Source organism: Streptosporangium sp. NPDC002524 (genome assembly GCF_040295985.1).
Classification (GTDB): domain Bacteria; phylum Actinomycetota; class Actinomycetes; order Streptosporangiales; family Streptosporangiaceae; genus Streptosporangium.
The window spans coordinates 1-25475 of the sequence record NZ_JBEOWK010000043.1 but is presented as its reverse complement, the minus strand read 5'-3'; the positions used below and the strand labels follow the sequence as shown (position 1 = coordinate 25475).

The following is a 25475-nucleotide window of genomic DNA, read 5'->3' as shown; positions in this document are numbered from 1 at the left end:
GGGGTGAGGCGGGGATCTCCGGCGCCGCGCATACTTGGCCTCATGAACGAGCACGGGCACCTCGCCGACTTCCTCCAGGCACGCCGGGGCCTGCTGCGGCCCGAGGACGTCGGGCTGCGGACCTACGGCGAGCGGCGCCGGGTACCCGGGCTGCGGCGGGAGGAGCTCGCGATGCTCGCGGGCATCAGCGCGCCCTACTACACCCGCCTGGAGCAGGGCCAGTCGCGCAACGCCTCGCCCGAGGTGCTCGACGCGATAGCGAACGCCCTGCGCCTGGACGGGCCCGAGCGTGCCCATCTGCACGCCCTGGCCCGGGCGCCGAGACGCGATCGGCCCGCGAGCCGGCCGCGTGCCGAACACGTCACCCCGGCGACCGGCGCCCTGCTGGCGGCCCTCGGGAGCACGCCCGCCATCGTGATCGGCCGTCGCACCGATGTCCTGGCCTGGAACCGTCAGGGTCACGGGCTGTTCGCCGGCCATCTCGACCCGGAGGGCCCCGGCGTCCCGGCCCGCCGTCCGAACATGGCCAGACTGGTGTTCCTGGACGCGCACACCCGTGACCTGTACGCCGACTGGCCCGCCAAGGCCAGGGCCGTGGTGGGCAACCTGCGCCTGACGGCCGGGCGACACCCGGACGACCCGCTGCTGGCCGGGCTGATCGGCGAGCTGACCATGCGCAGCCCGGAGTTCGCCGCGATGTGGGCCGATCACCGGGTCCTGGCCTGCGACGTCGCCGACTACGAGATGCGCCACCCCCTGGTCGGCACGCTGACGGTCACCCAGCAGACGCTGCAGAGCCCGCAGGGGGACGGTCCCGCCCTGGTGGTGGCCACAGCCGCTCCCGGCTCGCCCTCCGCGACGGCCCTGACCCTGCTCTCCCACGTCACCGCGCCCCAGGAGGCACCCCGCCCACACCCCGGCGCCAACGCCCACACCACCTGACCGCCCCACCTGACCGCACCGCCCCCCAAGTACGCCGAGCCACCTGACCCGAGCCCCTCCGTCCCGTCGGCTTGAGACACCGGCGCGTACCGCCCGCCTGTCCGCCGTACCCGCCCTCGCCGGTCGGTCGGTCGGTCGCACGATCACGCCTCCCTCCGGGACGCTCCCCGACCTCCGAGACACCCTCGGACGCCCGAGACACCCCTCGGTCCGCAGTACACCCCCTCGCCCACGGCGCCGAGCCTCGGCTGCCGCATGCCGGAAAACAGTGAAGGAACCATGCCCAAGCGAAGCATCAAGATCACCATGTCGGCCGCCCTGCTGGCCGCGGCCGCCCTGACGCCGACCGTACCGGCCGGTGCGACGACCGGCGCGACGGCGGCCAAGGGACCGCTGACGGACGTGCGGATCGCCGCCCACTTCGACCTGTCCGCGGGCCAGATGCCGGAGAACATCGCCCTGCTGCCCGACGGCACGGCGAACGTCACCTTCGCCGCCGGTCGCCAGGTGGCCCAGGTCAGCCCCCGGGGCAAGGCGCGCGTCCTGGCGACGCTGCCCGCGCCCGCCGACGGCGGGATCGGCACGCCGGTCCTCGGTTTCCCCCTGACCACCGGCATCGTCCACACCCCGGACGGCACCGTGTACACCCTGTACGCGACCGGCACGGCCGACCTCACGGGGCTGTGGCGGATGCGCCCCGGGAAGGCCCCGCGGCGCATCGCCGCGCTGCCCGCGAACGGCCTGCCCAACGGGCTGGCACTTGACGGGCACGGCAAACGGCTCTACATTACCGACTCGGTGCTCGGCACCGTGTGGACCGTCCCCCTCACCGGCGGCACGCCCGTCGCGTGGTCCACCGCTCCCGAACTCGCCCCGGACGGCTTCCTCGGAGCCAACGGCGCGAAGGTGCACGACGGCGCGCTGTGGGTGACCAACCTCGACCGGGGCACCCTCCTGCGCATCCCGATCCGCTCCGGGAACAGCGCCGGAGCACCGCAGGTCAAGGCGTCGGGCATGGTCGGCATCGACGATTTCGCCTTCACCGGCCGCGGCGACGAGATCCTCGCCGCCCTCAACGGCCCCAACAAGGTCGTGCGCGTCAGGCCCGACGGCAGCAGCAGCACCGTTCTGGACGCCGCCGACGGGCTCCAGAACCCCACCTCCGTCGCGCTGCGCGGCGACGACGTGTACGTGCTCAGCGCCGCCTACACCACGGCCACCGACCCCAACCTGTTGCGCGCGCGCCTGCGCGACCACCGGTAGGCGAGCCACGTCGGCCCCGGCCGGGACCGGCCGGGGCCGACGGAGGGTCGGCTGGCCGGCGATGACGACGACGCCCGGCGGCGCGTCCAGCAGTTCCACCGTGCGCCCGGCGGCACGGTCGATCCGGACGCGAGGCTCCACCGGACGCACCGGCGAGAAACACCCTCACGATCGGTAGCCGGCCGGGGCGCCGATCCCGGGGGATCAGGCCGGTTCAGGCGTTGTAGCCGCCGTGGGCGTCGAGCACCGCGCCCGTGACGTACGACGCGGCGGGGCTCGCCAGGAAGGCGATCGCCGCGGCCATCTCCTCCGGACGGCCCATGCGCTGCAGGGACAGCGAGCCGACCAGGGCCTTGAGGGTCTCGGGGTCCGGCGGCTCCATCCCGCTCTCCATCAGCCCGGCCTCCACGACGTTGGCCGTGATCCCCCGGGACCCGAGGTCCCGCGCGGCGCCCATGGTGTATCTCTCGACCCCCGACTTGGTCGCCGAGTAGTCGGCGAGGCCCGGAAGCCCGACCCGGGTGCCCAGCCCGGAACTCACCGTGATGATACGGCCGTCCGCGCGCAGCACCCGGGAGGCGGCCCGGATGACGGCGATCACGCCGAGGTAGTTGGTGGCGTGCATCCGGTCCAGCGCGGCGGTGTCGGCGTCCGGGTCGTCCACCCTGTGGCTCACCGAGATCGCCGCGTTGTTGACGAGGATGTCCAGGCCGCCGAAGTGCGCGACCACGTCGTCGATCAACGCCGGAGCCCCGCTCGTGTCCGCCTGGTCGGACCTGAAGGCGGCGGCCTTCACGCCCTTGCCACGCGCCTCGTCGACGACGGCCCGCGCTCGCTCCTCGGAGCTGACATAGGTGAACGCGACGTCGGCGCCCTGCTCGGCCAGCAGCCGTACGGTAGCAGCTCCCAGTCCGCGAGACCCCCCGGTGACCAGGGCGACCTTGCCCGTGAGCGGCTTGTTCATTCTTCTCACCTCGTTGATCGATCCATCCGATGGTCGTAACACTAATAGTTACGTTTCCCTGGTCGCAACATTTGCTGTTACGACTGAGCGGCCGTACCATACAGCGTCGGGACCGGGAGAAGAGGGTTCATGAGCGCCAACAGCAGGTTGACCATCGCCGCTCACGCGCTCGCCTGGATCAGCCTCTACCAGCGGCAGGGCAACGAGGTCGCGACCTCCGAGCAGATCGCGTCCAGCGCGAACACCAATCCCGTGGTGATCAGGCGACTGCTCGGCGAGCTGCGCAGGGCCGGGCTCGTGGAGTCTCGCCGAGGCGCGGGCGCGGGCTGGTCGCTGGCGCGCGGGCTGGAGTCGATGACCCTGCTTGACGTGTACGAGGCGGTGGAGCCCGGCCCGCTGTTCGGGATGCACCGCGCCACCCCGGACCAGGGGTGCACGGTGGGCTACGGCATCCAGCCCGCGATGCGGGGCATCTACGACGGCATCGAGGAGACCCTGCGGCGCGAGCTGGCCCGCGTCACGCTGGAGGACGTGCTCCGGGACGTCCTCGCGGCACCCCGCTGACCCCCGGCCCGGAACGTCCTCACCACACCTCGTCGCCCCCCGGCCCAGAACCTCCCCACCGCACCTCGCCGACCCCCGGCCCGGAACCTCCCGCAGCCGTCCGACGTAGTCCGACGCCGTTCGACGCTGTCTGCCGCTGTCTGCCGCTGTCTGCCGCTGTCTGCCGCTGTCTGCCGCTGTCCGACGCGCGCACGACGGGTCGCCGTACCCGAACAGCCGGACCATCCGCGCAGGTGAGCGGCACAGTGCGCGACGGGCGGATAAATATTGGTTTTTCCTACTGGAAATATAGGTAATCATGAGGGGTGGCACACGGCCGATCATCCGGTGGAGTCGCCCGGCCGGGTGGCCGGGCCGGGCGGGCGACCCCACCGGGTGATCGGCGGCCCCGCCCTCGTCCGGCGGGCACGGCACCACGGTCGCGGGGCTTCCGGAAGGGGGGCGTGACCACCGGATTCGACGCCGCCGGACGGCGGGTGCTGGTGGTCTGCGCGCTCGGCGGGTTCACCACGCTGCTCGACAACTCCGTGCTGAACATCGCCGTACCTGCGCTGCGCGGTTCGTTGCACGCGGACGCCACCCAGGTGCAGTGGATGGTGGCCGGATACTCCCTGGCCTTCGGTCTCGCGCTCATCCCCGGCGGCCGGCTCGGCGACGTCCGGGGCCGCAGGCCGTTCTTCCTCGCGGGCATGGCGATCTTCACCGTGGGCGCCGCGCTGGCCGGGTCCTCCCCTCACCCCTGGGCGCTCGTCGCGGCGCGCCTGCTCCAGGGGCTCGGCGGCGGCCTGGTCAACTCCCAGATGATCGGCACGATGCAGGACACGTTCACCGGGCACGCCAGGACGCGTGCGCTCGGCCTGTACGCGGTGACGGGCGGCGTGGCGGGCGGGCTCGGGCCGCCGCTGGGCGGCGCCGTCATCGCGGCCTTCGGCCCCGACACCGGATGGCGGCTCGTCCTCCTCCTCGCCGTGCCGTGCGGCCTGGTCACGCTGGCGCTCGCGGCGCGCCACCTCCCTCCCGCGCGGGCGCGGGCGGGCTCTCCCGACCTCGACGTGGTAGGGCTGCTGCTGATGGGCGGCCTCACCCTGTCGCTCATGCTGCCGTTCGTCCAGCCCTCGACGGGCGCGGCCGGGCTCCTCTGGATTCCCGTCGTGGGCGCCCTGGCGGTGTCGTTCCTCCTGTGGCAGCACCACTACGCGCGATCGGGACGCCGCCCGCTGGTGCATCCGGCGCTGGCGCGGTCGGCCCCGTTCGCGGCGGGCACCGTGGTGGCGATGGGCCACTTCGGCTCCGGGCTCGCGTTCTCGCTGGTCCTGGTCATGTTCCTGCAGGAGGGCCTCGGGCTGCCGGCCCTCGTGGCCGCCGCCGTCACCCTGCCCTCGGCGCTGGCGATGGTGGTCACTTCCGCGCTGGCCTGGCGCGCGGCGCGCCGGTTCGGCCGGTACGCCGTCTCGGTGGGGCTCGCGCTGTCGGCGGGATTCATGCTGGTGAGCGGCCTGGTCGGCCTGCTCGCCCCGCGGCCCCACCTGCCCGTCCTGCTGGCGCTGTGCGGCATGTGCGCGGGCGCCGCCTCGGGGCTCGTCATCTCCCCGCTCCAGGCGTCGGTCCTCCAGCACGCGCCCGCCGAGGCGGCCGGGGTGGCGGGGAGCATCCTGCAGATGTCCCAGCGCATCGCGGCCGCGGTCTGCATCTCGGCGATGTCGGGGATCTACCTGTACGGCTCCGCCTCGGGCGCGTCCGGACACCGCCCGGCCTACTGGCACGCGGTCCTCACCTGCGCGGGCGTCGCCGCGTTCGCGCTGCTCGTCTCGCTCCTTGGACCGCACGGACGGCCGGAGCGCCCGTCTCCCGGCGCCCGGACCGTGGCGGAGACACCGGCGGGCCAGGCCTCCGGCACATGATTTCGGGAATCGGGTTGGCTTTTTACAGTATTCCTACCAATAATAGAGGTAATTATCGCGCCGCCCCCTAGGGACCGCGCCGCACGAGGGCCGCACGAGGGCCACACGAGGGCCGCACGAGGGCCACACAAAGGCTTACGAGGACCGCACGACCGTACGAGAGCCGCACGAGAGAGGAGAGAGCCGACCGATGAGCGACCACCGCACCCTGTCACTCGCCGTCGACCTGGACGGGGACGGCGCCCACCCGGCCGCCTGGCGCCACAGCGGCCGGCGGCCCGGGGACGTCCTGACCGCCGCCGCGCTGCGCGCCGCCGTCGGCGCGGCCGAGGCCGCGGGCTTCACGCTGGCGACCTTCGCCGACACACCGGTGCCGCCGAGCCGCGGGCTGGACCCGGCCGGGCGGCTGGAGGCGGGCACCCGCGCCGCGTTCGCCGCGCCGCTGACCGACCGGATCGGGCTGGCGCCCACGCTGCACGTGACCACGACCGAGCCGTTCCACCTCGCCACCCAGCTGGCGAGCCTCGACCACGCCAGCCGGGGCCGCGCGGGCTGGGTGGTCGGCGCGGCGCACGACGCCGACGACCTCGCGACGATCGGGGCGAGCGCGCCGGCCGGCGACGCCGTACGGCGCGAGACCGCCGACGTCGTCGACGTCGCGCGCCTGCTGTGGGACTCGTGGCAGGACGACGCGGTGATCAGGGACGTCGCCACCGGCCGCTACCTCGACCCCGCCCGCGTGCACCACGTGAACTTCACCGGGGCCACCTTCTCGGTGACCGGGCCGCTCATCACCCCCCGCCCGCCGCAGGGGCAGGTCGTCGTGCTCGCCCCCGCCGAGCTGGAGATCGACGCGCTCGCCGACATCGTGCTCGTCGGCGAGCCCGACACCGGCGCGCTCACCCGGCGGGCCGCACGGGCCAGGGACTCCGGCGCGGCGCTCGCCTTCGCCGAGGTCGAGGTGGTCCTCGACGCCGACGAGCCCGGGGAACGGCGGCTCGCCGCCCTGGACGCGTCCACGCCGTGGCCGGACTCGGGACGGCCGCGCTACACCGGTTCCGCGCACGGGCTGGTGGAGCTGCTCCGCTCCCTGGCGCCGGGCGTCGACGGGGTGCGCCTGCACCCGGCGGTGCTCGCCGTCGACCTGCCGGTGCTCGCCGGGCAGGTGCTGCCCGCGCTCGCGGCGGCCGGCCTGCACCGGACACCCGGACCCGGCGCCACGCTGCGTTCGGCACTCGGCCTGTCCCGCCCCGCCAACCGCTTCGCCGCCCCGGCGAGCACGACCGCGTGAGGTGACACGACCATGACCACCACGACCTCGACCGGCCCGACCGGCTCGACCGGCCCGACCGGCGCCCCGTACGACCCCGGCGCCCAGGTGCACCTCGGCGTGTTCTACACCGGGGTCGGCCCGCAACTCATCTGGACCGGCCCGTCCGCCGCGCCGCACGTCGCCATCGAGACCTTCACCGGGCTGGTCAAGCTGCTGGAGCGAGGGCTCTTCGACGCCTTCTTCCTCGGCGAGGGCCTGCGCGTGCGCGAGAACCGGGGCCGTGTCTACGACCTCGACGTCGCCGGGCGTCCCGACGCGATCACGCAGCTGTCCGCGCTCGCCGCCGTCACCGAGCGCATCGGGCTGGTCGCCACGCAGAACACCACGTACAACTTCCCGGCGGACCTCGCGCGCCGCCTGGCCAGCCTCGACCTGCTCTCCGACGGGCGGGCGGGCTGGAACATCGTCACCACCGACAACGCCTGGACCGGCGCCAACTTCCGCCACGGCGGCTGGCTCGCGCACGAGCGGCGCTACGAGCGGGCCACCGAGTTCGTCGAGGCCGCGAAGGAGCTGTGGGCGTCCTGGGAGCCGGACGCCGTCGCCGAATCGGGCGAGGCCAAGTCCTGGGCGCGGCCCGGGGCGATCCGCGACGTCGAGCGGGACACCGGCCTGGTCCGGCTGCGCGCGCGTGCCACCGTGCCCGCCAGTGCGCAGGGCCGCCCGGTGCTGTTCCAGGCCGGGGACTCTGACGGCGGGCGCGAGCTCGCGGCCCGGCACGCCGACGTCGTCTTCTCCGCCAACACCGGCTATGACAAGGCCGTCGCCTACGCCGCCGACCTGCGCGCCAGGCTGGCGCGCCACGGCCGCTCGCCCGACTCGCTGCGGATCCTGCCCGGCGCCTCGGTGATCCTCGGCGACACGCCGGAGGAGGCCAGGGAGCGTGCGGAGTGGGTACAGAGCGAGCAGATCTCGCCCGCGCGGGCGATCGCGTTCCTGGAGCAGTACTGGGGCACCGACCTGTCCGCCTACGACCCGCACGGCCCGCTGCCCGGCATCGAGCCCAGCGAGGCGGAGCTCGACCCGTCGCGCGGCACGCTCCCGATCGAGCGGCGCACCGGCAAGCTCGCGCTCATCGCCCGGTGGCGCGAGCAGGCCGAGGCGGAGAACCTCTCGATCGTGCAGCTCGTACGCCGCGTCACGCCCCAGCACGGCTCGTTCGTGGGCACGCCGTCGCAGGTCGCCGACGAGTGGGCGCACTACGTCCGCACCCGCGCGGTCGACGGGTTCAACATCACCCCGCACCTGGTGCCGTCGTCGCTGGAGGACATCGTCGACAAGCTGGTGCCGGAGCTGCAGGAGCGCGGCGCCTACCGCACCGCGTACGAGGGGACGACGCTCCGCGAGCACCTCGCCCTGCCCGCGCTGAAGCCGTGAGGAGCCGCGGAGAGCCATAACGAGCCATAACGAGCCACAACGACCCGTAACGAGCCGCAGGAAACCGTGACGAGCCGTGACGAGCCGTGAGGAGCCGTGAGGAGCCGTGAGGGAGCCGCGCCGGAAACGTCCGCTCTCGGGGTCGTCCGCTTCCAGAGCCGTCCACTCCAGGGCCGTCCGCTCCGGGGCGCCGGTCCGTGATCGCCCGGCGGTGTCCTCACCCTGCGGAGTGAGGACACCGCCAGGGCCCCCGGACCCTGACCCCGTGGACGAGGAGGCCCTACTCCTCCTCGGTGAACACGACCTCCCGGCGCCTGCGAATCGCCGGGAGGACGGCGACGACGAGCGCCGCCACGGCCAGGACCAGAAGCACCGCGGAGATCGGCCGGGTCAGGAAGACCGTCGCGTCACCGCGGGAGATGATGAGCGCCCGCCGCAGGTTCTCCTCGAGCAGAGGGCCGAGGACGAAACCGAGCAGCAGCGGCGCCGGCTCGCAACCGCACTTGATCAGGACGTAGCCCAGGAGCCCGAAGAACACGATCGCGTAGACGTCGTACGCGTTGAACTCCAGCGAGTACGTGCCGATCGCGGCGAACAGGACGATCATCGGGAACAGCACCTGGTACGGGATGCGCAGCATGCGCACCCAGACGCCGATGAGCGGCAGGTTCAGCATCACGAGCAGCACGTTGCCGATCCACATCGACGCGATCAGGCCCCAGAACAGCTCCGGTTCGTCGACGATGACGTTCGGGCCGGGGGTGATGCCGTGGACGATGAACGCGCCGACCATCAGGGCCATCACCGGGTGGGCGGGCAGCCCCAGGGTGAGCAGCGGGATGAACGACGTCTGCGCGGCGGCGTTGTTCGCCGACTCGGGCCCCGCGACGCCCTCGATCGCGCCGTGCCCGAACTCCTCCCGCCGCTTCGAGATCCGCTTCTCGACGGCGTACGAGGTGAACGAGGCCAGCACGTGGCCGCCGCCGGGCAGGACGCCGAGGGCGGCGCCGAGACCGGTGCCCCGCAGGATCGGGCCGGCCATCCGGCGCCGGTCCTCGCGGGTCGGCCAGAGGTTCCTCACCTTGCCGACGATCGCCGTGCGGGTCTGCTCGTTCTCCAGGTTGCGCAGGATCTCGGCCACCCCGAACATGCCGACGGCGACCGAGACGAAGTCGATGCCCCCGTACAGCTCGCGCTGGCCGAACACGAACCGGGGCGTGCCGGTGTAGATGTCCTGGCCGACCGTGCCGAACAGGACGCCGAGCGCGATCATCGCCAGCGCCTTGAGCGCCGTGCCGCGCGCCAGCGCGATCGACACGATCAGGCCGAGCAGCACCAGCGAGAAGTACTCGGCCGGGCCGAACCGCAACGCGACGCGGGCCAGCGGCGGGGCGGCGACGGCCAGCACGACGGTGGCCACCGTACCCGCGACGAAGGACCCGATCGCGGCGGCGGCGAGCGCCGCGCCGGCCCGGCCCTGCCTGGCCATCTCGTGCCCGTCCAGCGCGGTGACCGCCGCCGACGACTCACCCGGCAGGTTGATCAGGATCGCGGTCGTCGAGCCGCCGTACTGCGCGCCGTAGTAGATCCCGGCCAGCATGATCAGCGCCGTCACCGGCTCGAAGCCGAACGTGATCGGCAGCAGCATCGCCACCGTCGCCGTCGGCCCGATGCCGGGCAGCACGCCGACCGCCGTGCCGAGCAGCACTCCCACGAAGCAGTAGAGGACGTTCTGGAGAAGGAGGGCGGTCGAGAAGCCCAGCGCGAGGTTGTCGAGAAGTTCCATGTCTCAATCCGGGGGCCGCGTCAGAACCCCAGCCAGGTGCCCCACAGGGGGACCCGCAGCTGAAGCCCGACGACGAAGATGAGCGTGCCGGCCACGGTGAGCCCGGCGGCCACGGCGACGGCCGTGAGCGGCCGCACGCGCGAACTGGCCAGCGCGGTGAGCAGGGCGGTCACCGCGGACGCCGGCACGAACCCGAGGCCCCGGACGGTGAGCCCGAAGAACAGGACCGCGATCACGATGGCACCGACCGCGCGCCAGGGGACCGGCCCGAACTCGATCACCTCTCCCGCGACGAGCCCCTTGACGACGATCGCCAGGCCCAGGGCGGCCACGATCGCGCCGACCAGCAGCGGGAAGGCGCCGGGGCCCATCCGCAGCGGGGTGCCCAGCTCGTAGCCGAGCGCCCCCACCGCGAACGCGCCACCGATCAGGACGAAGACTCCCCCGGCGAGAACGTCCGGGAGGGACCGGCGGCGTTCCACCTCAGGAGGCCTTGACGCCGGCGTCGGCGATGACCTTCGCCCAGGTGGCGAGCTGTTCCTCCAGCTTGGTCCTGAGCGCCTGCGGGGTCGCGTCCTCCGCCGGGACCGGCGCGGTGCCGAGCTTGGCCATCTGGTCGACGACCCCCTGGTCGGCCAGCGCCACCTTCAGCGCCTCGGACAGCTTCTGGACGACCTCCGGCGGCGTGCCCTTCGGGACGTAGAGACCGTGCCAAACGCTGACCTGGAGCTGGGGCAGCCCGGCCTCGGTGGTGGTGGGCAGGTCGGGCAGGCTCTTCACCCGCTCCGGCGTGGTGACCGCGTACGCCTTCACCTCGCCCGCGGAGATCTGGCCGCTGGTGTTGGTCGTCTGGTCGCACATGAAGTCGACCTGGCCGCCGACGAGGTCGGTCAGCGCGGGGCCGGTGCCCTCGTACGGGACCTCCTGGAGCTTCACCCCGGCGGCGGTCTGGAACAGCAGCCCGCACAGGTGGGACGCGGCGCCGATGCCGGCGTTGGCCAGCGTGACCTTGCCGGCGTTCGCCTTCACGTAGGTCACGAGGTCCTGGAGCGTCTTGGGCTCGAAGTCCTTGCGGGCGACGATCGTCATCGGCACCTCGGTGACGAGGCCGACCATCTCGAAGTTCTCCAGCGGCTTGTAGCCCAGGTCCTTGTACAGGGCGGGCGCCGTCGACATGCCGATGTGGTGCATGAGCACGGTGTAGCCGTCGGGCTCCGCCCGCGCGACCTCGCCGGCGCCGACCGTGCCGCCCGCGCCCTCGGCGTTCTGCACGACGACCTTGCCGCCGAGCTTGGCGGCCATCGGCTCGGCGATCATGCGGGTGACGGTGTCCGTCGGGCCGCCCGCGCTGAACGGCACGACGAACGTGATGTTCTTCTCCGGGTAGCCTGCGGGACCGCCGCCCCCGCCCGTGGCGCCGCCCCCGGTGGCGCCACCGTCGCCGGCGCAGGCGGCGGCGAGCGAGACGACACCGATCGCGGCGACCATCCGCGCGACGGCCCGGTAGCTGCTGGTCGTTCTCATATCGGTGCCTCCTCCTCGGCGCACGCGCGTCTTTCGGTGAGTGCGCGGCCTCAGTCTCGGCTGGCGGGGGCGTGAATGGTGTCAGAGAAATCCCAAGAATGCGCCGGATGCCAGAGAAATACCGAGACGGGAGGGCTGACCAAGTATCGATCCGGGCCGTACAATCCGCCGGTATGCGGATCACCATCATCGAGGATGACGACCGCGTGGCGCGGGGCCTGGTGACCGTCCTCGCCCAGGCGGGCTTCGAGGTCCACCGCATCGCCACCGCCGCGGAGGCCGTACGCGCCGCCCCGTCCGACGTGGTCCTCGTCGACCTCGGCCTGCCCGACGGCGACGGGCTCGACGTGATCCGCAAGCTGCGCGACCGGCCGGAGACCGCCGTCATCGCCGTGACGGCCCGCTCCGAGGAGCACGAACGGGTCCGCGGCCTGCGCGCCGGCGCGGACGACTACATCGTGAAGCCGTTCGGCATCCCGGAGCTGCTCGCCAGGATCGACGCCGTCCTGCGGCGCACCCGGGTGGCCCGCTCCCTGAGCCATCCGGACGGGCCGCTCGTCCTCGGCCCGATGCGGATCGGCGTCGGCACCCGCGAGGTCACCGTCGACGGCACGCCCCTGGCGCTGACCCGCAAGGAGTTCGAGCTGCTCCTGCTGCTGGCCAGGCGGGCACCGAACGTGGTGAGCCGTGACGTCATCCTCGACCAGATCTGGGCCGCGACCTGGGAGGCGTCGAGCCGCACCCTGGACACCCACATCGCGGCGCTGCGGCACAAGCTCGGACCGGCCGTGCTCATCCGCACGATCCACGGGGTCGGCTATCGGCTCCTGGCCGACCAGCCGGAGCTGATCGGCTGACGCGCCGTGCACCGTCGCCTGCTCGCCGTCCTGGTGCCCCTCGCGGTGCTGCTCGTCGCGGCGCTCGGGGTGCCGCTCAGCGTCACCGTGGCCGAACGGGAGATGCAGGAGACGTACGTCGACCGGCTCAACGACGTCGGCCGGTTCGCGTCGCTGGCCGAGACCGCGCTGTCGACCGGCCGGACCGAGGCGCTCCAGCAGGAGCTGGCGCGCTACCACGGGCTGTACGGCATCCCGGCCGCGGTGATCGACGTGTCGGGCACGGTGCTGCTCGGACCGGCGGGCGCGTACCGGGAGGCGGCGCGGGCCGAGCCGGCGCTGCCCCGGATCGTGACCGCGGCGCTGGCCGGGGCGAGGTCGGAACCGTCCTGGGAATGGGCGCCGTGGGACGACTCCGCGCTCGTGGTCGCGGAGCCGGTGGGCCGGGACAGCGAGGTCGTCGGCACCGTCGTGACGATCTCCGACCTGTCGAGGACCCGCCACCGCATCCTCGTGCGGTGGGCCCAGCTCGCCGGGCTCGGGCTGCTGCCGCTGATCGCGCTGGTGGCCGTCGCCTGGCCGGTGTCGGCGTGGGTGCTGCGGCCGGTGCGCGAGCTCGACGCGGCGAGCTCGCGGATCTCGCGGGGCGACCTCACGATCCGGGCGGACGCCGAGGCCGGCCCGGTCGAGCTGCGGCGGCTGGCGGAGTCGTTCAACACCATGATGGACGCGGTCGAGAACGCCGTGCAGCGGCAGCGGGCCTTCGTGTCCGACGCGTCGCACCAGTTGCGCAACCCGCTGACCAGCCTCCGGCTCGCCGTGGAGAGCCTGGAGCCGCACCTGCGCGCGTCCGGCGACGGGCGGCAGGTCTACGACATGGCCGTCGACGAGCTGAAGGCGATGCAGCGGATGCTGAACTCGCTGCAGGCCAGCGCGCGGATGGAGAGCATACGGACGGCGTCGCCGGTCGACCTCGACGCGGTGCTGGCGACCCGGGTGAACCGCTGGCAGGCGCTGACGGCGACGGCGGGCCAGACCCTGACGGTCGACGTGCCTCCCGGGCTGCGGCTGCTGGAGCCGCCGGGCGGACTGGGCAGCGTCCTGGACGAGCTGATCAGCAACGCGTTGCGCCTGTCGGGCGCGGGGGTGGTGGAGGTGACCGCCCGGATCGCACCCGGCGACGCGGGCGTTTCCCGGACCGTCCTTGGTGATGCGGCTCCCTCCCGAGCCGCCTCCGGCGGCACGGGCACCTCCCGGACCGTCTCCGGTGAGGCAGTTCCCTCCAGGGCCGTCCCTCGTGAGAGGGCTCCCTCCAGGGCCGTCCCTCGTGAGAGGACTCCCTCCCGGGCCGTCCCCGGCGGCTCGGGCCCCGGCCCCGGACCCGGACCCGGGAACGCCGCGACGGCCGCCGGGCACGGCGACGGCTCCGCGGCCGGAGGCGTGGTCACGATCATCGTCCGTGACGACGGCCAGGGGATCGACGCGTCCGAGCGGGCCCAGGCGCTACGGCGGTTCTGGCGATCGCCGCGGCACCAGAACGTACCCGGGACCGGCCTGGGACTGGCGATCTGCGCCGACCTGGTCGGGGCGGCCGGGGGCGAGCTGCGGCTGGAGGAGGGCCTGCCGCGCCCGGACGGATCCGGGCACGGATTCGCCGCGGTGGTCGCCCTACCGGTCGTTCCGCGGACGCCATCGCCATCCGACACCTCGGCACCATCGCGAACCTGAGGCTCCCGGCTCGGCCACGGACCCGAGGCTCTGACTCCATCACAAACCCGAGGCTCCCGCCCCTGTCACGGACCTGAGGCTTTTGACTCCATCACAGACCCAAGCCTCCCGACTCCGCCACAGACCCAAGGCTCCGGCTCCGCCACAAACCTGTCGCTTTCCCGTCGCTTCCCCGGTCCCGGGTCAGCGCTTACGGTCGCGGAACCAGGCGGCCGCGCCCGGATGGAGCGGGATCGACGCGGTGGAGATCCCGGTCCGCACGTTGATCTGCCACGCTTCCGGAACGGCGTCGGGAACGGCCTCTGCGTCGCGGCTCGCGGAGATGATCGTGCCGGTGTGCGTGAAGATCGTGTCGGTGATGGCGTGGACCAGGTCGTCGGGCAGGTCGTTGCGTACGAGAAGCACGTTCGGCACGGCGACGGTGCGGGTAGCCGGGACACCGGCGTAGGCGGTCGCGGGGATCATCGCCGGAGTGTAGGGACCCGGGAACACGGTGAAGAGCGCGTCCGCCTGCGCGTCCAACGGGATCAGCCGGATCGGGTGACGCTGCGCCAGCTCCGTGATGGCGGGGGTCGGGACGCCGGTCAGGGAGAACATCGCGTCGATCTCGCCGTCGCGCAGTGCCGCCGCCGACTCGGCCTGGCTGAGGTACCGGACGTCGGCTTTCACCAGGCCGAGCTCCAGAACCCGCAGCGACGTGAACTCGGTGCCCGAGTCGCGGGCACCGATGGACACGCGCCTGCCCTCCAGGTCCCGGAACCCGTCGACCGCCGAACCGGCCATGACCACGAGATGCAGGTGACTGTCGTAGAGCCGGCATATCGCCGAGAGCCCCTCAGGCACGCTGCCGTCGGTCGTGATCAGCGCGTCCAGGCTCGTCAGCCCGAGGTGCACCTCGCCGGCCCGCAGCATCCGGATGTTGTCGGTGGACGCCCCGCTCGGCACGGTGACCAGGGTGGCACCCGGCACCTGCTCGGAGATGTGCTCGGCCAGCGCACCGCCGATGCGCCGGTACACCGCCCCCGCCGGCCCGGTGGCCAGCCGCAGGTGGACCTTGCCCGCCTCGGGCCGCCGGGAGCAACCGACGAGCAGCCCTCCGGCGGCCAGGAGCACCACCCGCCGACCGATCCGTGGCTCCAGGTTCAGCACCATGCCGAGATGATACGGACGCCGGCCGTCATCGCCGATGACGAAAGGCGTTTCATCGGCAACCCGCGAGGCTCCGCCGACGTGACCCCTGTCCGTAGGGAGATCGCTCCCTCGCACGTACGGCCCGCGCGGACCATCGCAACGACGCCCATGACGATGAGGGGCCCCGCCCCGGGAGTCGTCGCGAGTTCACCCCAGCCGCCTCTCGAACCAGGGCTCACGCCGATCAGGTGACCACATCCGGCCAGCGGTAAACCCCGGGAACGAACCCGGGCGTCACATACGCACCATCGCGTACCGGGAGAAGCCATGACCTACCCGCCACAAGGCCCGTACGGGCAGCAGCCGCCTCACGGGTACGGCCCTGTCCAGATGACGACCGTACGCGAACGCGGTTTCAACCCGATCACCTTCATCGTCCACGCCTGCCTGTGGTTCTTCGTCCACTGGTGGCTCACCATCATCACGATCGGCCTGTGGCTCCTCGTCGCCATCCCGATCACCTTCATCGGATGGCGGATCACCCGCACCATCCCCGTCCAGCAGGCACCCGGCTACTACCCGCCACCATACGGTCGTTAGACCGGGCAATAACCCGTGTAGCGCGGCTGCCTCCACGTCGTAGCCGGAGGCGAGGCTCGAAGCGTTCCGGGAGTCCTCGGTGTCAGCACCAGCCGTCGCCGAGCAGGGAGGAGGCCACGTCCACGTCGTAGACATCGTTGTCCTCCCCGCTCTCCTCCCTGACGCGCACGGAGAAGCCGACGTTCCTGCCGTCGACGGACTTGACGAAGCATCTCACCCCTTCACCGTCATCCTCCGGCGGAGGTTTCCAGCCATCCGCGATCGCCGCTTCTCGGTAGAAGGACAACACGTCGGCCACCGGGCTCGAAGAGCGGTAGGACTGCATGACGTTCACCAACCGGCCGTCGCTGTAACAACCGGAGTCGCGTCCTCCCCGGGGCGTCGCGGTCACCGGATGAGCGTCGAGAATGCTGAGCGTGGCCAGGGAGGCGGCGAACCGGTCATCCGCATCGGTGCACGCGTCGGGAAACTGCATGGAGGCGACAAGAGCCAGAGAGGCGACGCCGCCCCCTACGCAGACGATGAGCAACGCGACCGCCGGGCGCATCATGGTCGGAGCCTAGGTTCCCGCTCACCCACCGAACAAGAACGCTCCGGCCACCCCCGAACACACCACGCCTGGCTCCTCCCGCGATCACCTCATCACGAGATCACAAGCGAACGGCGCACCCAGAACCACTCCTAGGAGCTGTTCGAGGTTCGGATCATGTGGTTGAGGTGAGGAGTTTCAGCCACATGATCGAGCCTTGGAGATGGAGTCCGGCCTCGTAGCTTTCCGGGGATTTGTCGTAGCGGGTCGCCAGACCGCGCCAGGTCTTGATCTTCTGGAAACAGTGTCCGACGGTGTTGCGCTGCCGGTGGCGCTCTGGATCGAAGTGGAACCCGGGCGCAGCCGCAGCGACACGCGAAGGCCCGTAACCCTCACACCAGGGACAAAACGGGCAATCGATCACAGCAGGCGAGCCCCGATCACCCCTGACGAATCATCGCGCTGGCCAACTCGGCTCTTGTTGACCATTTCTATGCGGTGGACATACTCCGGTAGCTTCGTATTCGCGATTTCGATAATTCGATGTTTATTTCCGCCTGTATTCATCATTCTGGACTGCCACGAGGTAAGTCCAGAAAGGGAAAGATGAGAACTATTTGTCTTCTGGCTGGTTTCTGTATCAGCTTGATGGTGGCGGCCTCCTTAGGTACGGTCGGCGCGCAGGCCGACCCAACCGACCCGCATCCCAAGACCCTGATCGTGGGTAGCCCGCAGCCCATTCAGAAGATCATGGTGCGGGGGACAGGATCTGCGCCCGATCTCGACGACGCGACCCAAAGGGACCTGGAGACGTACGCCAAGGCAACTGGCAAGGCGATAGAGAAGCTGAAGCAGAAGTACCGCGGACGGGGTGAGTTCAACTCTCTTGTGGATCAGCTTGCTGCAGACGCCACGCTCGGGTACGTCCAAGCCGGGTACGTCGCCGAGGATTCCGCCGCTGATGGCGCGGAAGTCTGGATCCGCTTCACCAACAAGCCATCGCAGGCTGTTCTCCGTCAGCTGGAACAACTTCCGTACGCTGTGCGGGTGGAGTTCGGCGCTCCGCTGGCCCGCCAGGATCTGGAGAAGATTCAAGAGGCCAGAAGATTCAAGAGGCCATGTTCGAGGCCGCTGCCTCCCGTGTAACCGAGGTCGTGTCGGAAATTGACCCGGAGACGGATAGCATCAAGATCTCTTATAGCCTGGCGCCAGGCGTGCAGGTCGCGCAGAAGGCTCTGTCCGTTGCGGCCTTGGCCGCTGGCAGCGCAGTAAGCCCGACCGGTAACGTACCTGTCCAAGTGACCTTTTCAGAGGCCACCGCCCTTGAGCCGAGGACCGAGGCCACGGTTAGGGGCGGTCGCCGACTGTCACCCACCGACGGCAGCGGCGCAGATTGCACGTCGGGATTCAGCGTCAGGATCAACGGCGTCAATGGTGTTGCGACGGCCATGCATTGCTACAACTACATGCGGTACGACGGCGCAACTGGTGTGATCGCTTACGGTAACGCCGCTACAACAACGCCAGCAGGTGCCAACATCGACCTGCAATGGCACCGGACCCTCTCTGGACACAGCACAAGTGCCCAGTTCTACGATGGCAGCATAGAGCGAACCGTCTCCTCCGCCCAAAACGCCGTCGTCGGTGACACCGTCTGCCACTATGGAATCGGCACCGGATACGCACGCTGCTCAGAGGTGGAGATCCTCGCCGTCTGCTACACCCCTGAAGACCTGACGTTCTGCGGACTCGCCGCAACGGAGGAGTACGTGTCTACAGGCGGCGACAGCGGCGGTCCGTGGTTCACTGGCTATACCGCACGAGGCATTCACAGCGGATACGACGGCCTCGGGCGAAGCCTGTACACCCCGCAAACCCGATTTGCTGAAAATCTCGGTGGATACGTGCTGACAGGCTGAACCGAACCTCTACGCCAACCGTTTCTACGTTAAGCGCCCCTAGCAAAATACCGGCTCGTCGGTCTCCGATCCCCACCCTGGGGCTGGCGAGCTAGGTCGACGACGCATAGGAGCTGAGATGGTCTGCGACGGTCACCGGAAGCACCCGATCATCACACTCGTGCCTCCAATCGAAGCTTCCAAGAGGACGGTCATGCTATTTCGTGTAACCGTAACAATCATCTCCGGGATCAGTCTCCTCGCGAGTTGTAGCAATGATGCGGCTCCGAAGCCCACGTCGACAAGGGGTGTGGCGGTTGCGCCAGAAGTGCAGAGTTCTAAATGTATCCCGCCAGCGCCAGTCACTGCCCGTGAGCGAGCTGACCTCGTAGGACAGATACTGGCCACCGCAGCCCGAAAAGAAGCCGCCACAGGTCACAAGATCCGCGTCCTAGGAGAGGACGGTAAGTGTGCCGACGCCCACGACGACCTCAACCCAAAACGAGTCAACGTAGTGATTCAGGACGGAAAGATCATCTGGGCGATGATGTACTAAGAGCCGTTCAGAGTTCGGATCACGTGGTTGAGGTGAAGAGTTTCAGCCACATGATCGAGCCTCGGAGGTAGAGTCCGGCCTCGTAGCTTTCCGGGGAGTTGTCGTAACGGGTCGCCAGACCGCGCCAGGCCTTGATCTTCTGGAAACAGCGTTCGACGGTGTTGCGCTGCCGCTAGCGCTCCGGATCGAAGCCGACGGGCCGCCCGCCCGCTGAACCTCTCTTCTTGCGGTTGGCCTGCTGATCGGTCTTCTCCGGAATGACCGCGGTGATCCGGCGGCGGCGCAGGTAGGCACGGTTGGCCTTGGAGGAATAGGCCTTGCGGCAGGGCGGGTGCGAGGCTGGCCGACCGGACCAGGGATACGGATCTTGTTCAGGACGGGGATGAACTGCGGGCAGTCGGCGGCCTGACCGGGGGTGAGCACAAAGGCCAGCGGCAGCCCGGCGGCATCGACCACGGCATGGACATTGCTACTCAGTCCGCCTCGGGATCGGCCAAGCCCGGCAGCCTTCGCCCGGGCCTTACGGCGTCGCCGCGTGGCTGCACGATCCCGTTGCGACGATGCGTCCGCGCCAGCCGCGCTGACCGCGTTAGGTGTGACCTGCGGTGCATCACTCGCAGCACCGGTGGCTGCTCCGCCAGCGGAGCCCCCTTTTCCTCAGTCAGCGCCTGCTCCAGCGCATCCAGAGTCTCCCCGGCCACCGCCAGCCCGGCCGACTCCTGATGCGCCCGCACGATTGTTGAGTCCACGCTGACCACCTCCAGCCCGACCTGCCCGCGCGAAGCGGCCTCGGCGATCAGCGCGTCCATCAACCCCTGAAACACCCCGGCTTTGGCCCAGCCGTTGAACCGGGAGTAGAGGGTGGACCACGGCCCATACCGTTCCGGCACGTCACGCCAGCCCGACCCGGTGCGAAACCGCCACAAGATCCCGTTGAACTGATCACGCACCCGCCGAGGAAGCGGCCCAGTAGCCGCCACCGGCAGATACGGCTCGATCAACGCCCACTCGGCATCCGTCACATCAAAGCGCGCCACCTCCGAGTTCTACCAGCCACAACCAGCCCACCACCCGGGCGTCACATAGATCCGAACCCCAAACAGTTCCTAGAGCGGCTCGCGAGAACCACCCCTAGGTAGGCTCGCGAGAATCACCCCTGGGCCGACCCGTGAGAAAGGTGAGCATCCGAGCTGCGGAGAATCACCTCAGCACGACGTCCACCCCGCGCTCCGCGAAGATCATCTGGATGATCTCAAAACAGGTCGTATCTTCATCGCCCTCCTTCAGAAGCCTGGTGAGAGACTGCCGCGCAACGCGCGAATGGTGCCAGACCAGCGTGAAGGGCACCCCCGTCCCGAACCCTCCACACAGGCAGTCGGCCAGCGCGTCGAGATTGCAGCCGAAGTAGCCGCCCGGCCCGTTGATCGCCTCCCCCAGCGCCAGGTAGAAGCCCGCCTCATCGGTGACGTGCGTTCCGTCGAGGTCGTAGGTGCGCCCCGGCGGGTGACCGGGCCGTCCGGTCGACCAGCGACTGCGGTGGCGGACGATGGTCAGCCACTCCGCCCTGTCCGCCCGCCCGTGGCCGACCCACTGATCGGGCCCGTCAGGCCTGGCCGTACGCCAACATTCCCAGACATGGCGTGCATCGGAGAGAGGACCGTCGTCCCCCCAGGGCACGACCACGTCCACCCGTTCGTCGCCAAGCCGTGAGGGCCGCCAGTCGACGATCTCGCCCACCCAGAAGTCCGCGAGCGGGTCCCCTGCCACGTCCAGCATCCGGAGCGCCGCCAGGTCCAGCGGATTCCTCCGGCGGTAGCGCTTGGACCCGTCGAGATAGTCACGCATCCGCCGGGAAGGAAGACACCCCAGGATCTCGACCGTCGCAGCCTCGTCCCTCTCCGCCGCCTCACCGAACACACCTTCAGCGTCCAGACAGGAACCGAGGATTTGATCGCCCTCGCCGATCAGGAGGAATTTCGGGAGGACAGGATCCACGGGCCTCACGCTAGCCGGTGATCAACAATGTTGCCGTCGTCGCCCTACGGGAGCCGCCGTCACGGTCGTCTACCCTGAACGACCGTGGAGTATTTCGTCTACGGCCGCGACCGCCCCGGCGCCTTCGGGCTCAAGATGAGCCTGACCGGTGAGCACTGGTCCTTCATGGACGGGTACGCGAAACTGCTGGTCGCCCGCGGTCCCACGCTGACCGGTGACGGAGACGACGCCGAGTCGACGGGCAGCCTGCACATCGTCGACCTCCCGGACGCGGAGTCCGCCCGTACGTTCGCCTACGACGAGCCGTACTACCGCGCCGATGTCTTCGAGTCGGTGCTGCTGTGCCGTTTTCACAACGCCCTGGGCCGCACCATGTGGGACTTCACCGAGGCCGTCGACGGCTACGGCCGGTTCCTGGTGATCACCACGGGCGAGTCCGCCCCCGCGCCGGTCCCGTCGAAACACATGATCGTGTACGGCGAGCTGCTCACCCTCGACGGCGAGGCGCGGATCGGCCGGGCGGCCATGGTTGAGGCGCCGGACCGGGAAGCCGCCGCGAGGTCGCTGCCGGTCGGAGGCGACGACGACCGCACGGAGGTACACCCCTGGCGCTTCGGCGGCAGACCCGGCGAGACGCCCATCAGATGATCATGTAACTAACACCCGAGGAGACCCGGCCCGGCCCTGGCCCCGGCCCTGGAAACGACAAAGGGCCGGGGATCCAAGGGTTCCCACCCGATGAGGGCGTGGGCGACGCCGGTCGGAATCCAGGCAGGTCCGCTCGCCCTCACGTTCGCCAGACATGCAGGCAACGCGCCATGAACCGGAAGGGAACGGCCCGCCCCTCGGTCTGGTCAACGGTGCCGGCCAGGTGCAGGTCGAGCTCCGGGCAGTGGAAGAGCCAGGTCCCGGTGACTCCCGAGTGGCCGACGAGCGTGACAGGGCCGCGCCCCGGTGCCATGAGCCGGCCGACCTTGAAGAACATGGTGCCCAGTCCGTACCGGAGGATGGGGATGTTGCGCAGCCGGTTGCGCCGCTCGGTGAGCGACTCCAGCGAGCGGGCGTCTTCGAAGAGTTCGCCGTCGAGCAGCGCTCGCTGGAAGGCGAGGAGATCGCCGGTGGTGCTGAACAGGTCGTTGCTGGACTCGATCATCGAGGTCAGTTCCACGCGACGCTGTTTCGCGTAGAGCGGCGAGGGCGTCGCGGTCGCCGGATCCGGCGGGCGATGTCCCGGAAGCCAGGTGTGTGTCAGGCCGAGCGGGCCGAGGATCCGTTCGGTCAGCAGATCGGCGAACGACCGGCCGGTCACCGTCTCCACGATGCGGATGAGCAGCTGGAAGCCGGTGTCGGAGTAGCGCGCCTTCTGCCGGGCGGCCGTGAGATCCTGCGGCTCGAAGTGCGGGCGCTGCCGCTCGCGCGTGATCCGCAGCGCGTCCTCGAAGGTCCAGGCCAGATCCTGACCGGCGGCGAGGCGGTCGTACAGGCTGGGACCTCCACGACGCTTCTCGAAGTAGTCGGGCAATCCGGACGTGTGACTCGCGAGGTGGCGCACCGTGATCGCGGACGTCCGGTCGATCCCCCCGAGGACGTGGAGTCCGGTGATCATCTCCGCCGGCAGATAGCCGGCGATCGGCGCGGCCAGCTCCAGCTCGCCGCGCTCGTGCGCCTGCAGCACCAGCGTGACGATGAAGCGCTTGGTGACGCTCGCGACGAAGAACGGGGTGTCGGGACGCGGTGGAGGATCGTCGGCACCGGCGGGCCCGGAGGCGGCGGACCAGCGCCGCTTCCCGTCGCCGCTCGTGACGGCGAGGTTGGCGTGGTGCACGCCGCGTCGCGCGACGAGGCTCTCCAGCAGGTCCGTCAGCCGCGCGCCGACGTCGCCGGGAACGCGATTGTCGTGAGCTGGGGTCGTGACGAGCGGCGAGGTCACGCGAGTGCTCCTTGTCTCCGTTCCTTCGACGTGCCCCCTCGGCGCCGTGCCCTCTCAGCCGCGTTCATGACCATGAGCATCACCTCAGGGAGCCTCATAGACATGTCTAATAGACATGTCTATGAGAGTCAATGATCTAAACTCGGCCAATGGCCCATGTGATCCTCGGTCTGCTCCTGATCGCCCCGCAGACCTTCTACGACCTCATCAAAGGGTTCGAGGCCGGAGTCGCGCTCTTCTACAGCGCCAGCTCCGGCAGCATCAAACGCGCGCTGGACACCCTGCTCGCGCGGGGGTTCATCGAGGTCGCCAGCGTCGAGGCCGGAGGCCGGGGACGGAAGGTGTACCGCCTGACCGACGCCGGTCGTCAGGAGTTCCACACCTGGATGACGGGAGACCTGACGGGGCTCGACCTGGAGACCGCGGCGCTGTCCAGGCTCTACTTCCTCGGCCTGCTGGAGCCCGCCGAACGCGTACCGGTGCTCCGTCGCATCACGGCGCGCATCGAGACCGACCTCGCGGCGCTCTCGGCTCTCGACAAGCACCTCGGCACCCTGGACATCCCCGAGGAGCATCGCGACCTCGCCACCCATCAGCGCGCGACGCTCGACTACGGCATCGCCTCACACCGCTTCACACTCGACTGGTTCCGCGATCACATCGACCGGCACGAGACGCCGGACCGCTGACACCGTACGGACGCCGTACAGACGCGATCGCCCACGGCCCGGCTGACTAAGCGCTCCGAAGCGCTTTGAAGAGACCTCCGTGGTGACTATCGCGGACTCACCACCCGGGAAGTTCGCGCGCGTCGGGATAGAGCATGAGGATCCTCTCCAACAGCTCAGGGCTGCCTGTCCGCACATCCCAATGCCCGCTGTCGAACGCCCGGATCCTCACCTCCGGCACCGACGGGCTGTCGCCGTAGCCCACCAGCTCTCCATCGATGAGCTGGCAGTCTCCGCCGAACAGGTCGATGAGACGACTCGTGGTCACCGATGAGTTCGCCGTGGCCTCGGTGATCGCCTCGAGCTCCGGAGAGACGAGCCAGTCGATGATCAGTTGCCAGCGATGGCCCTCGACCAAGACACCGAGGGAAGTCAGAACCTCCGCCAGGCCGACACGGCGGTCTCCTCGCCACGCCAAGAACGAGAGGACGCGAATCTCGTTCACGCGCCTCACCTCTCACGTGGAGCAGACCCAGGACACCCGACCCGGACCCCGTTGTCGTACGGGCGCGAAAAGGCCCTCCGGGATGATCCCGGAGGGCCTTTGACCCGCTGTGCGGACGGAGGTACTCGAAACCCCGACCTTCTGATCCATAGGGAGGCTCCGACATCCTCACGTCATGCCGTTGACCATGGGGTGACCCGAAGACCGAAAGCGTATCGGGCCGACGCGGGGTCACGCCGAAAAGCGATCACGCTGTCGAACCGCCCCGCACCCCTGGCTCCAAGGTCAGTGCCCCAGGCCTCCACCGAGCTTGCCGAGAAGGTCCTGCGGGTTCACACCGAGCTTGGCCAGCTGCTCCGCGTGCTGGTCGGTGTCGATCTGCGGGGGCAGGCTCTTGTCGGCCTGCTGCGCCAGGGCGTTGTCACCGCGGGACCGGAGGAGCTCAACGATTTTGGCCTTTTCGATTTGCATGAGCTATGCCTTTCTGAAGATCATGGACGTCTGAGGATCGCTGACAGCGGACGCCGGACCTTTTGTCGGAAGGTGGCCGCATTGCCCCAGCTGACAGCGTTGTTTTCCCCTATGGTGACGTGCCCCGGTTTGTACGGGGCCACTCTGTGAGGCGTTTCCAGACTCCTTGAAAACCTGATCATCCCGCTTTGTAAATTCTTGGTCCGCGCCGCCGGGCACCCTTCGCACCGCTCCAAAACAGACCGCTTTTCCATCCGCCTGAGCACGGGCTCTGCCGGGCCTGATCACCACTCTCCCGCCCATGGCAGTCCCCGAGATCGTCCCCATCGGCCACTGGAAGGGCGGGCAGTTCCCCGGCTCCGTCGCCGCCGCCTTCCCCAAGGGCTACACGCACACCGACGACTGGCAGAAGCACAAACGCCGGCACGCCGTCCCGCACACCTTCGACGCCGCCGACGAGGAGCCTGCCCCTGGCCGGGCAGGAGCCTGGCCCTGGCCGGGCCTGGCCTGCCCGACACGGTCACGGACATCGCCCTGGTTCCGCGGCACCCGCAAAGCGGGGAGACATGGTCGTCCGGCACGGAGGCGGCGGTGCCGCTGGATGCCGATATATGGACGTACATGGCCTTCAGCTGAAATCGGCGACTCCGTCCCGCGTCGGGCGGGCTACCCGACGGCGTCTACCGCGACGCCCCTCCACCACCGCCGCCGTTCGGCCCGTTCCGGCTCGACCGGGAAATGTTCTTGGGTAGAGCCTTTTAAGTACCAAGTGCTGAATTGGAGGCTTCAGCGTGGCTTTGTGGATGACATGACCGTTAGATGACCGTCCTGGCGGCACGCGATGCGGCCGGAGGTCATTTCCGGCCGGGTCGGTGCCAGTTCAGGCACCGGCCTCGATCACGGCGAGGTCGCGCACCGCGTAACGGTGATGCTCGGCCTCCTCCTTCAGCACCACCTTGAGGCAGCGGCGCACG

The 25475-nt window shown here is 70.0% G+C and carries 23 protein-coding genes and 1 pseudogene; 13 read left to right on the top strand and 11 right to left on the bottom strand.

All coding sequences use genetic code 11. The annotated features are described in order from the left end of the window. Positions 1 to 42 precede the first annotated feature (42 nt). Entirely contained in the window at positions 43 to 942 is a 900-nt protein-coding gene (locus ABT053_RS41045; RefSeq protein ID WP_350977097.1) for a helix-turn-helix domain-containing protein, read from the top strand. A 279-nt stretch (positions 943 to 1221) separates the two neighbouring features. Next, a complete protein-coding gene (locus tag ABT053_RS41040; RefSeq protein WP_350977094.1) occupies positions 1222 to 2205 on the top strand; it encodes an SMP-30/gluconolactonase/LRE family protein in 984 nt (327 codons plus the stop codon). A gap of 214 nt (positions 2206 to 2419) precedes the next feature. On the opposite strand, the gene ABT053_RS41035 is transcribed toward ABT053_RS41040, so the two are convergent. Continuing rightward, positions 2420 to 3169: an SDR family NAD(P)-dependent oxidoreductase gene (locus ABT053_RS41035; protein WP_350977091.1), complete on the bottom strand. Its 750-nt coding sequence runs from the start codon at positions 3167 to 3169 to the stop codon at positions 2420 to 2422. 129 nt (positions 3170 to 3298) lie between these two features. Here ABT053_RS41035 and ABT053_RS41030 point away from each other — a divergent pair, with 129 nt between their 5' ends. The 4 genes from ABT053_RS41030 to ABT053_RS41015 all read left to right on the top strand — a co-directional run bounded on the left by ABT053_RS41030 (position 3299) and on the right by ABT053_RS41015 (position 8344). Beyond that, on the top strand, positions 3299 to 3733 hold the full coding sequence (locus ABT053_RS41030) for an Rrf2 family transcriptional regulator (RefSeq protein ID WP_350977088.1): 435 nt from the start codon (positions 3299 to 3301) through the stop codon (positions 3731 to 3733). A gap of 443 nt (positions 3734 to 4176) precedes the next feature. After that, complete coding sequence (locus tag ABT053_RS41025) at positions 4177 to 5634, top strand: MFS transporter (RefSeq protein ID WP_350977086.1); 1458 nt, start codon at positions 4177 to 4179, stop codon at positions 5632 to 5634. Between the two features lie 190 nt (positions 5635 to 5824). Next, positions 5825 to 6925, top strand: a complete 1101-nt coding sequence (locus tag ABT053_RS41020) for an LLM class flavin-dependent oxidoreductase (RefSeq protein ID WP_350977083.1) — start codon at positions 5825 to 5827, stop codon at positions 6923 to 6925. Between the two features lie 12 nt (positions 6926 to 6937). Then, entirely contained in the window at positions 6938 to 8344 is a 1407-nt protein-coding gene (locus ABT053_RS41015; protein ID WP_350977080.1) for an NtaA/DmoA family FMN-dependent monooxygenase, read from the top strand. A 280-nt stretch (positions 8345 to 8624) separates the two neighbouring features. Here the strand turns inward: ABT053_RS41015 and ABT053_RS41010 are convergent, their stop codons facing one another. Genes ABT053_RS41010 through ABT053_RS41000 form a run of 3 tightly spaced genes read right to left on the bottom strand, consistent with a single transcriptional unit; the run spans position 8625 to position 11654 of the window. Further along, positions 8625 to 10130 carry a tripartite tricarboxylate transporter permease gene (locus tag ABT053_RS41010; RefSeq protein ID WP_350977077.1) on the bottom strand — a complete coding sequence of 502 codons (1506 nt, stop codon included), beginning with the start codon at positions 10128 to 10130 and terminating at the stop codon, positions 8625 to 8627. Positions 10131 to 10150: 20 nt separating this feature from the next. Next, the gene (locus ABT053_RS41005; protein WP_350977075.1) at positions 10151 to 10612 is read right to left on the bottom strand and encodes a tripartite tricarboxylate transporter TctB family protein; all 462 of its coding nucleotides are present in this window, start codon (positions 10610 to 10612) and stop codon (positions 10151 to 10153) included. Position 10613: 1 nt separating this feature from the next. After that, positions 10614 to 11654, bottom strand: a complete 1041-nt coding sequence (locus ABT053_RS41000) for a tripartite tricarboxylate transporter substrate-binding protein (protein WP_350977073.1) — start codon at positions 11652 to 11654, stop codon at positions 10614 to 10616. 173 nt (positions 11655 to 11827) lie between these two features. Between ABT053_RS41000 and ABT053_RS40995 the strand changes: the two genes are divergently transcribed. Further along, positions 11828 to 12511 (top strand): response regulator transcription factor, encoded by a 684-nt coding sequence (locus ABT053_RS40995; RefSeq protein ID WP_350977071.1) that lies wholly within the window; start codon positions 11828 to 11830, stop codon positions 12509 to 12511. Positions 12512 to 12517: 6 nt separating this feature from the next. Continuing rightward, complete coding sequence (locus ABT053_RS40990) at positions 12518 to 14218, top strand: ATP-binding protein (RefSeq protein WP_350977069.1); 1701 nt, start codon at positions 12518 to 12520, stop codon at positions 14216 to 14218. 183 nt (positions 14219 to 14401) lie between these two features. Here the strand turns inward: ABT053_RS40990 and ABT053_RS40985 are convergent, their stop codons facing one another. Further along, positions 14402 to 15370, bottom strand: a complete 969-nt coding sequence (locus ABT053_RS40985; protein ID WP_350977068.1) for a TAXI family TRAP transporter solute-binding subunit — start codon at positions 15368 to 15370, stop codon at positions 14402 to 14404. Between the two features lie 306 nt (positions 15371 to 15676). Between ABT053_RS40985 and ABT053_RS40980 the strand changes: the two genes are divergently transcribed. Continuing rightward, positions 15677 to 15949: a hypothetical protein gene (locus tag ABT053_RS40980; protein ID WP_350977065.1), complete on the top strand. Its 273-nt coding sequence runs from the start codon at positions 15677 to 15679 to the stop codon at positions 15947 to 15949. 82 nt (positions 15950 to 16031) lie between these two features. Here ABT053_RS40980 and ABT053_RS40975 read toward each other — a convergent pair whose 3' ends face one another. Beyond that, entirely contained in the window at positions 16032 to 16499 is a 468-nt protein-coding gene (locus ABT053_RS40975; RefSeq protein WP_350977064.1) for a hypothetical protein, read from the bottom strand. 522 nt (positions 16500 to 17021) lie between these two features. Here ABT053_RS40975 and ABT053_RS40970 point away from each other — a divergent pair. Continuing rightward, complete coding sequence (locus ABT053_RS40970; RefSeq protein ID WP_350977061.1) at positions 17022 to 17624, top strand: hypothetical protein; 603 nt, start codon at positions 17022 to 17024, stop codon at positions 17622 to 17624. Further along, complete coding sequence (locus ABT053_RS40965) at positions 17597 to 18397, top strand: chymotrypsin family serine protease (RefSeq protein ID WP_350977060.1); 801 nt, start codon at positions 17597 to 17599, stop codon at positions 18395 to 18397. The genes ABT053_RS40970 and ABT053_RS40965 overlap by 28 nt, the downstream gene beginning before the upstream one ends. A 554-nt stretch (positions 18398 to 18951) precedes the next feature. Here ABT053_RS40965 and ABT053_RS40960 read toward each other — a convergent pair. Both ABT053_RS40960 and ABT053_RS40955 read right to left on the bottom strand, forming a co-directional pair. Then, positions 18952 to 19969, bottom strand: a pseudogene (locus ABT053_RS40960) (IS5 family transposase). Positions 19970 to 20132: 163 nt separating this feature from the next. Further along, positions 20133 to 20927, bottom strand: a complete 795-nt coding sequence (locus ABT053_RS40955) for a barstar family protein (protein ID WP_350977057.1) — start codon at positions 20925 to 20927, stop codon at positions 20133 to 20135. Between the two features lie 84 nt (positions 20928 to 21011). On the opposite strand from ABT053_RS40955, the gene ABT053_RS40950 reads away from it, so the two are divergent. Then, entirely contained in the window at positions 21012 to 21575 is a 564-nt protein-coding gene (locus ABT053_RS40950; RefSeq protein WP_350977055.1) for a YciI family protein, read from the top strand. A gap of 139 nt (positions 21576 to 21714) precedes the next feature. Here the strand turns inward: ABT053_RS40950 and ABT053_RS40945 are convergent, their stop codons facing one another. Further along, complete coding sequence (locus ABT053_RS40945) at positions 21715 to 22857, bottom strand: serine hydrolase domain-containing protein (protein ID WP_350977053.1); 1143 nt, start codon at positions 22855 to 22857, stop codon at positions 21715 to 21717. A 149-nt stretch (positions 22858 to 23006) separates the two neighbouring features. Between ABT053_RS40945 and ABT053_RS40940 the strand changes: the two genes are divergently transcribed. After that, positions 23007 to 23546, top strand: coding sequence for a PadR family transcriptional regulator (locus ABT053_RS40940; RefSeq protein WP_350977050.1), 540 nt, complete (start codon positions 23007 to 23009; stop codon positions 23544 to 23546). A 97-nt stretch (positions 23547 to 23643) separates the two neighbouring features. On the opposite strand, the gene ABT053_RS40935 is transcribed toward ABT053_RS40940, so the two are convergent. After that, positions 23644 to 24030, bottom strand: a complete 387-nt coding sequence (locus ABT053_RS40935) for a hypothetical protein (RefSeq protein ID WP_350977048.1) — start codon at positions 24028 to 24030, stop codon at positions 23644 to 23646. 285 nt (positions 24031 to 24315) lie between these two features. Then, positions 24316 to 24501, bottom strand: a complete 186-nt coding sequence (locus tag ABT053_RS40930; RefSeq protein WP_350977046.1) for a hypothetical protein — start codon at positions 24499 to 24501, stop codon at positions 24316 to 24318. Positions 24502 to 25475: the final 974 nt, after the last annotated feature.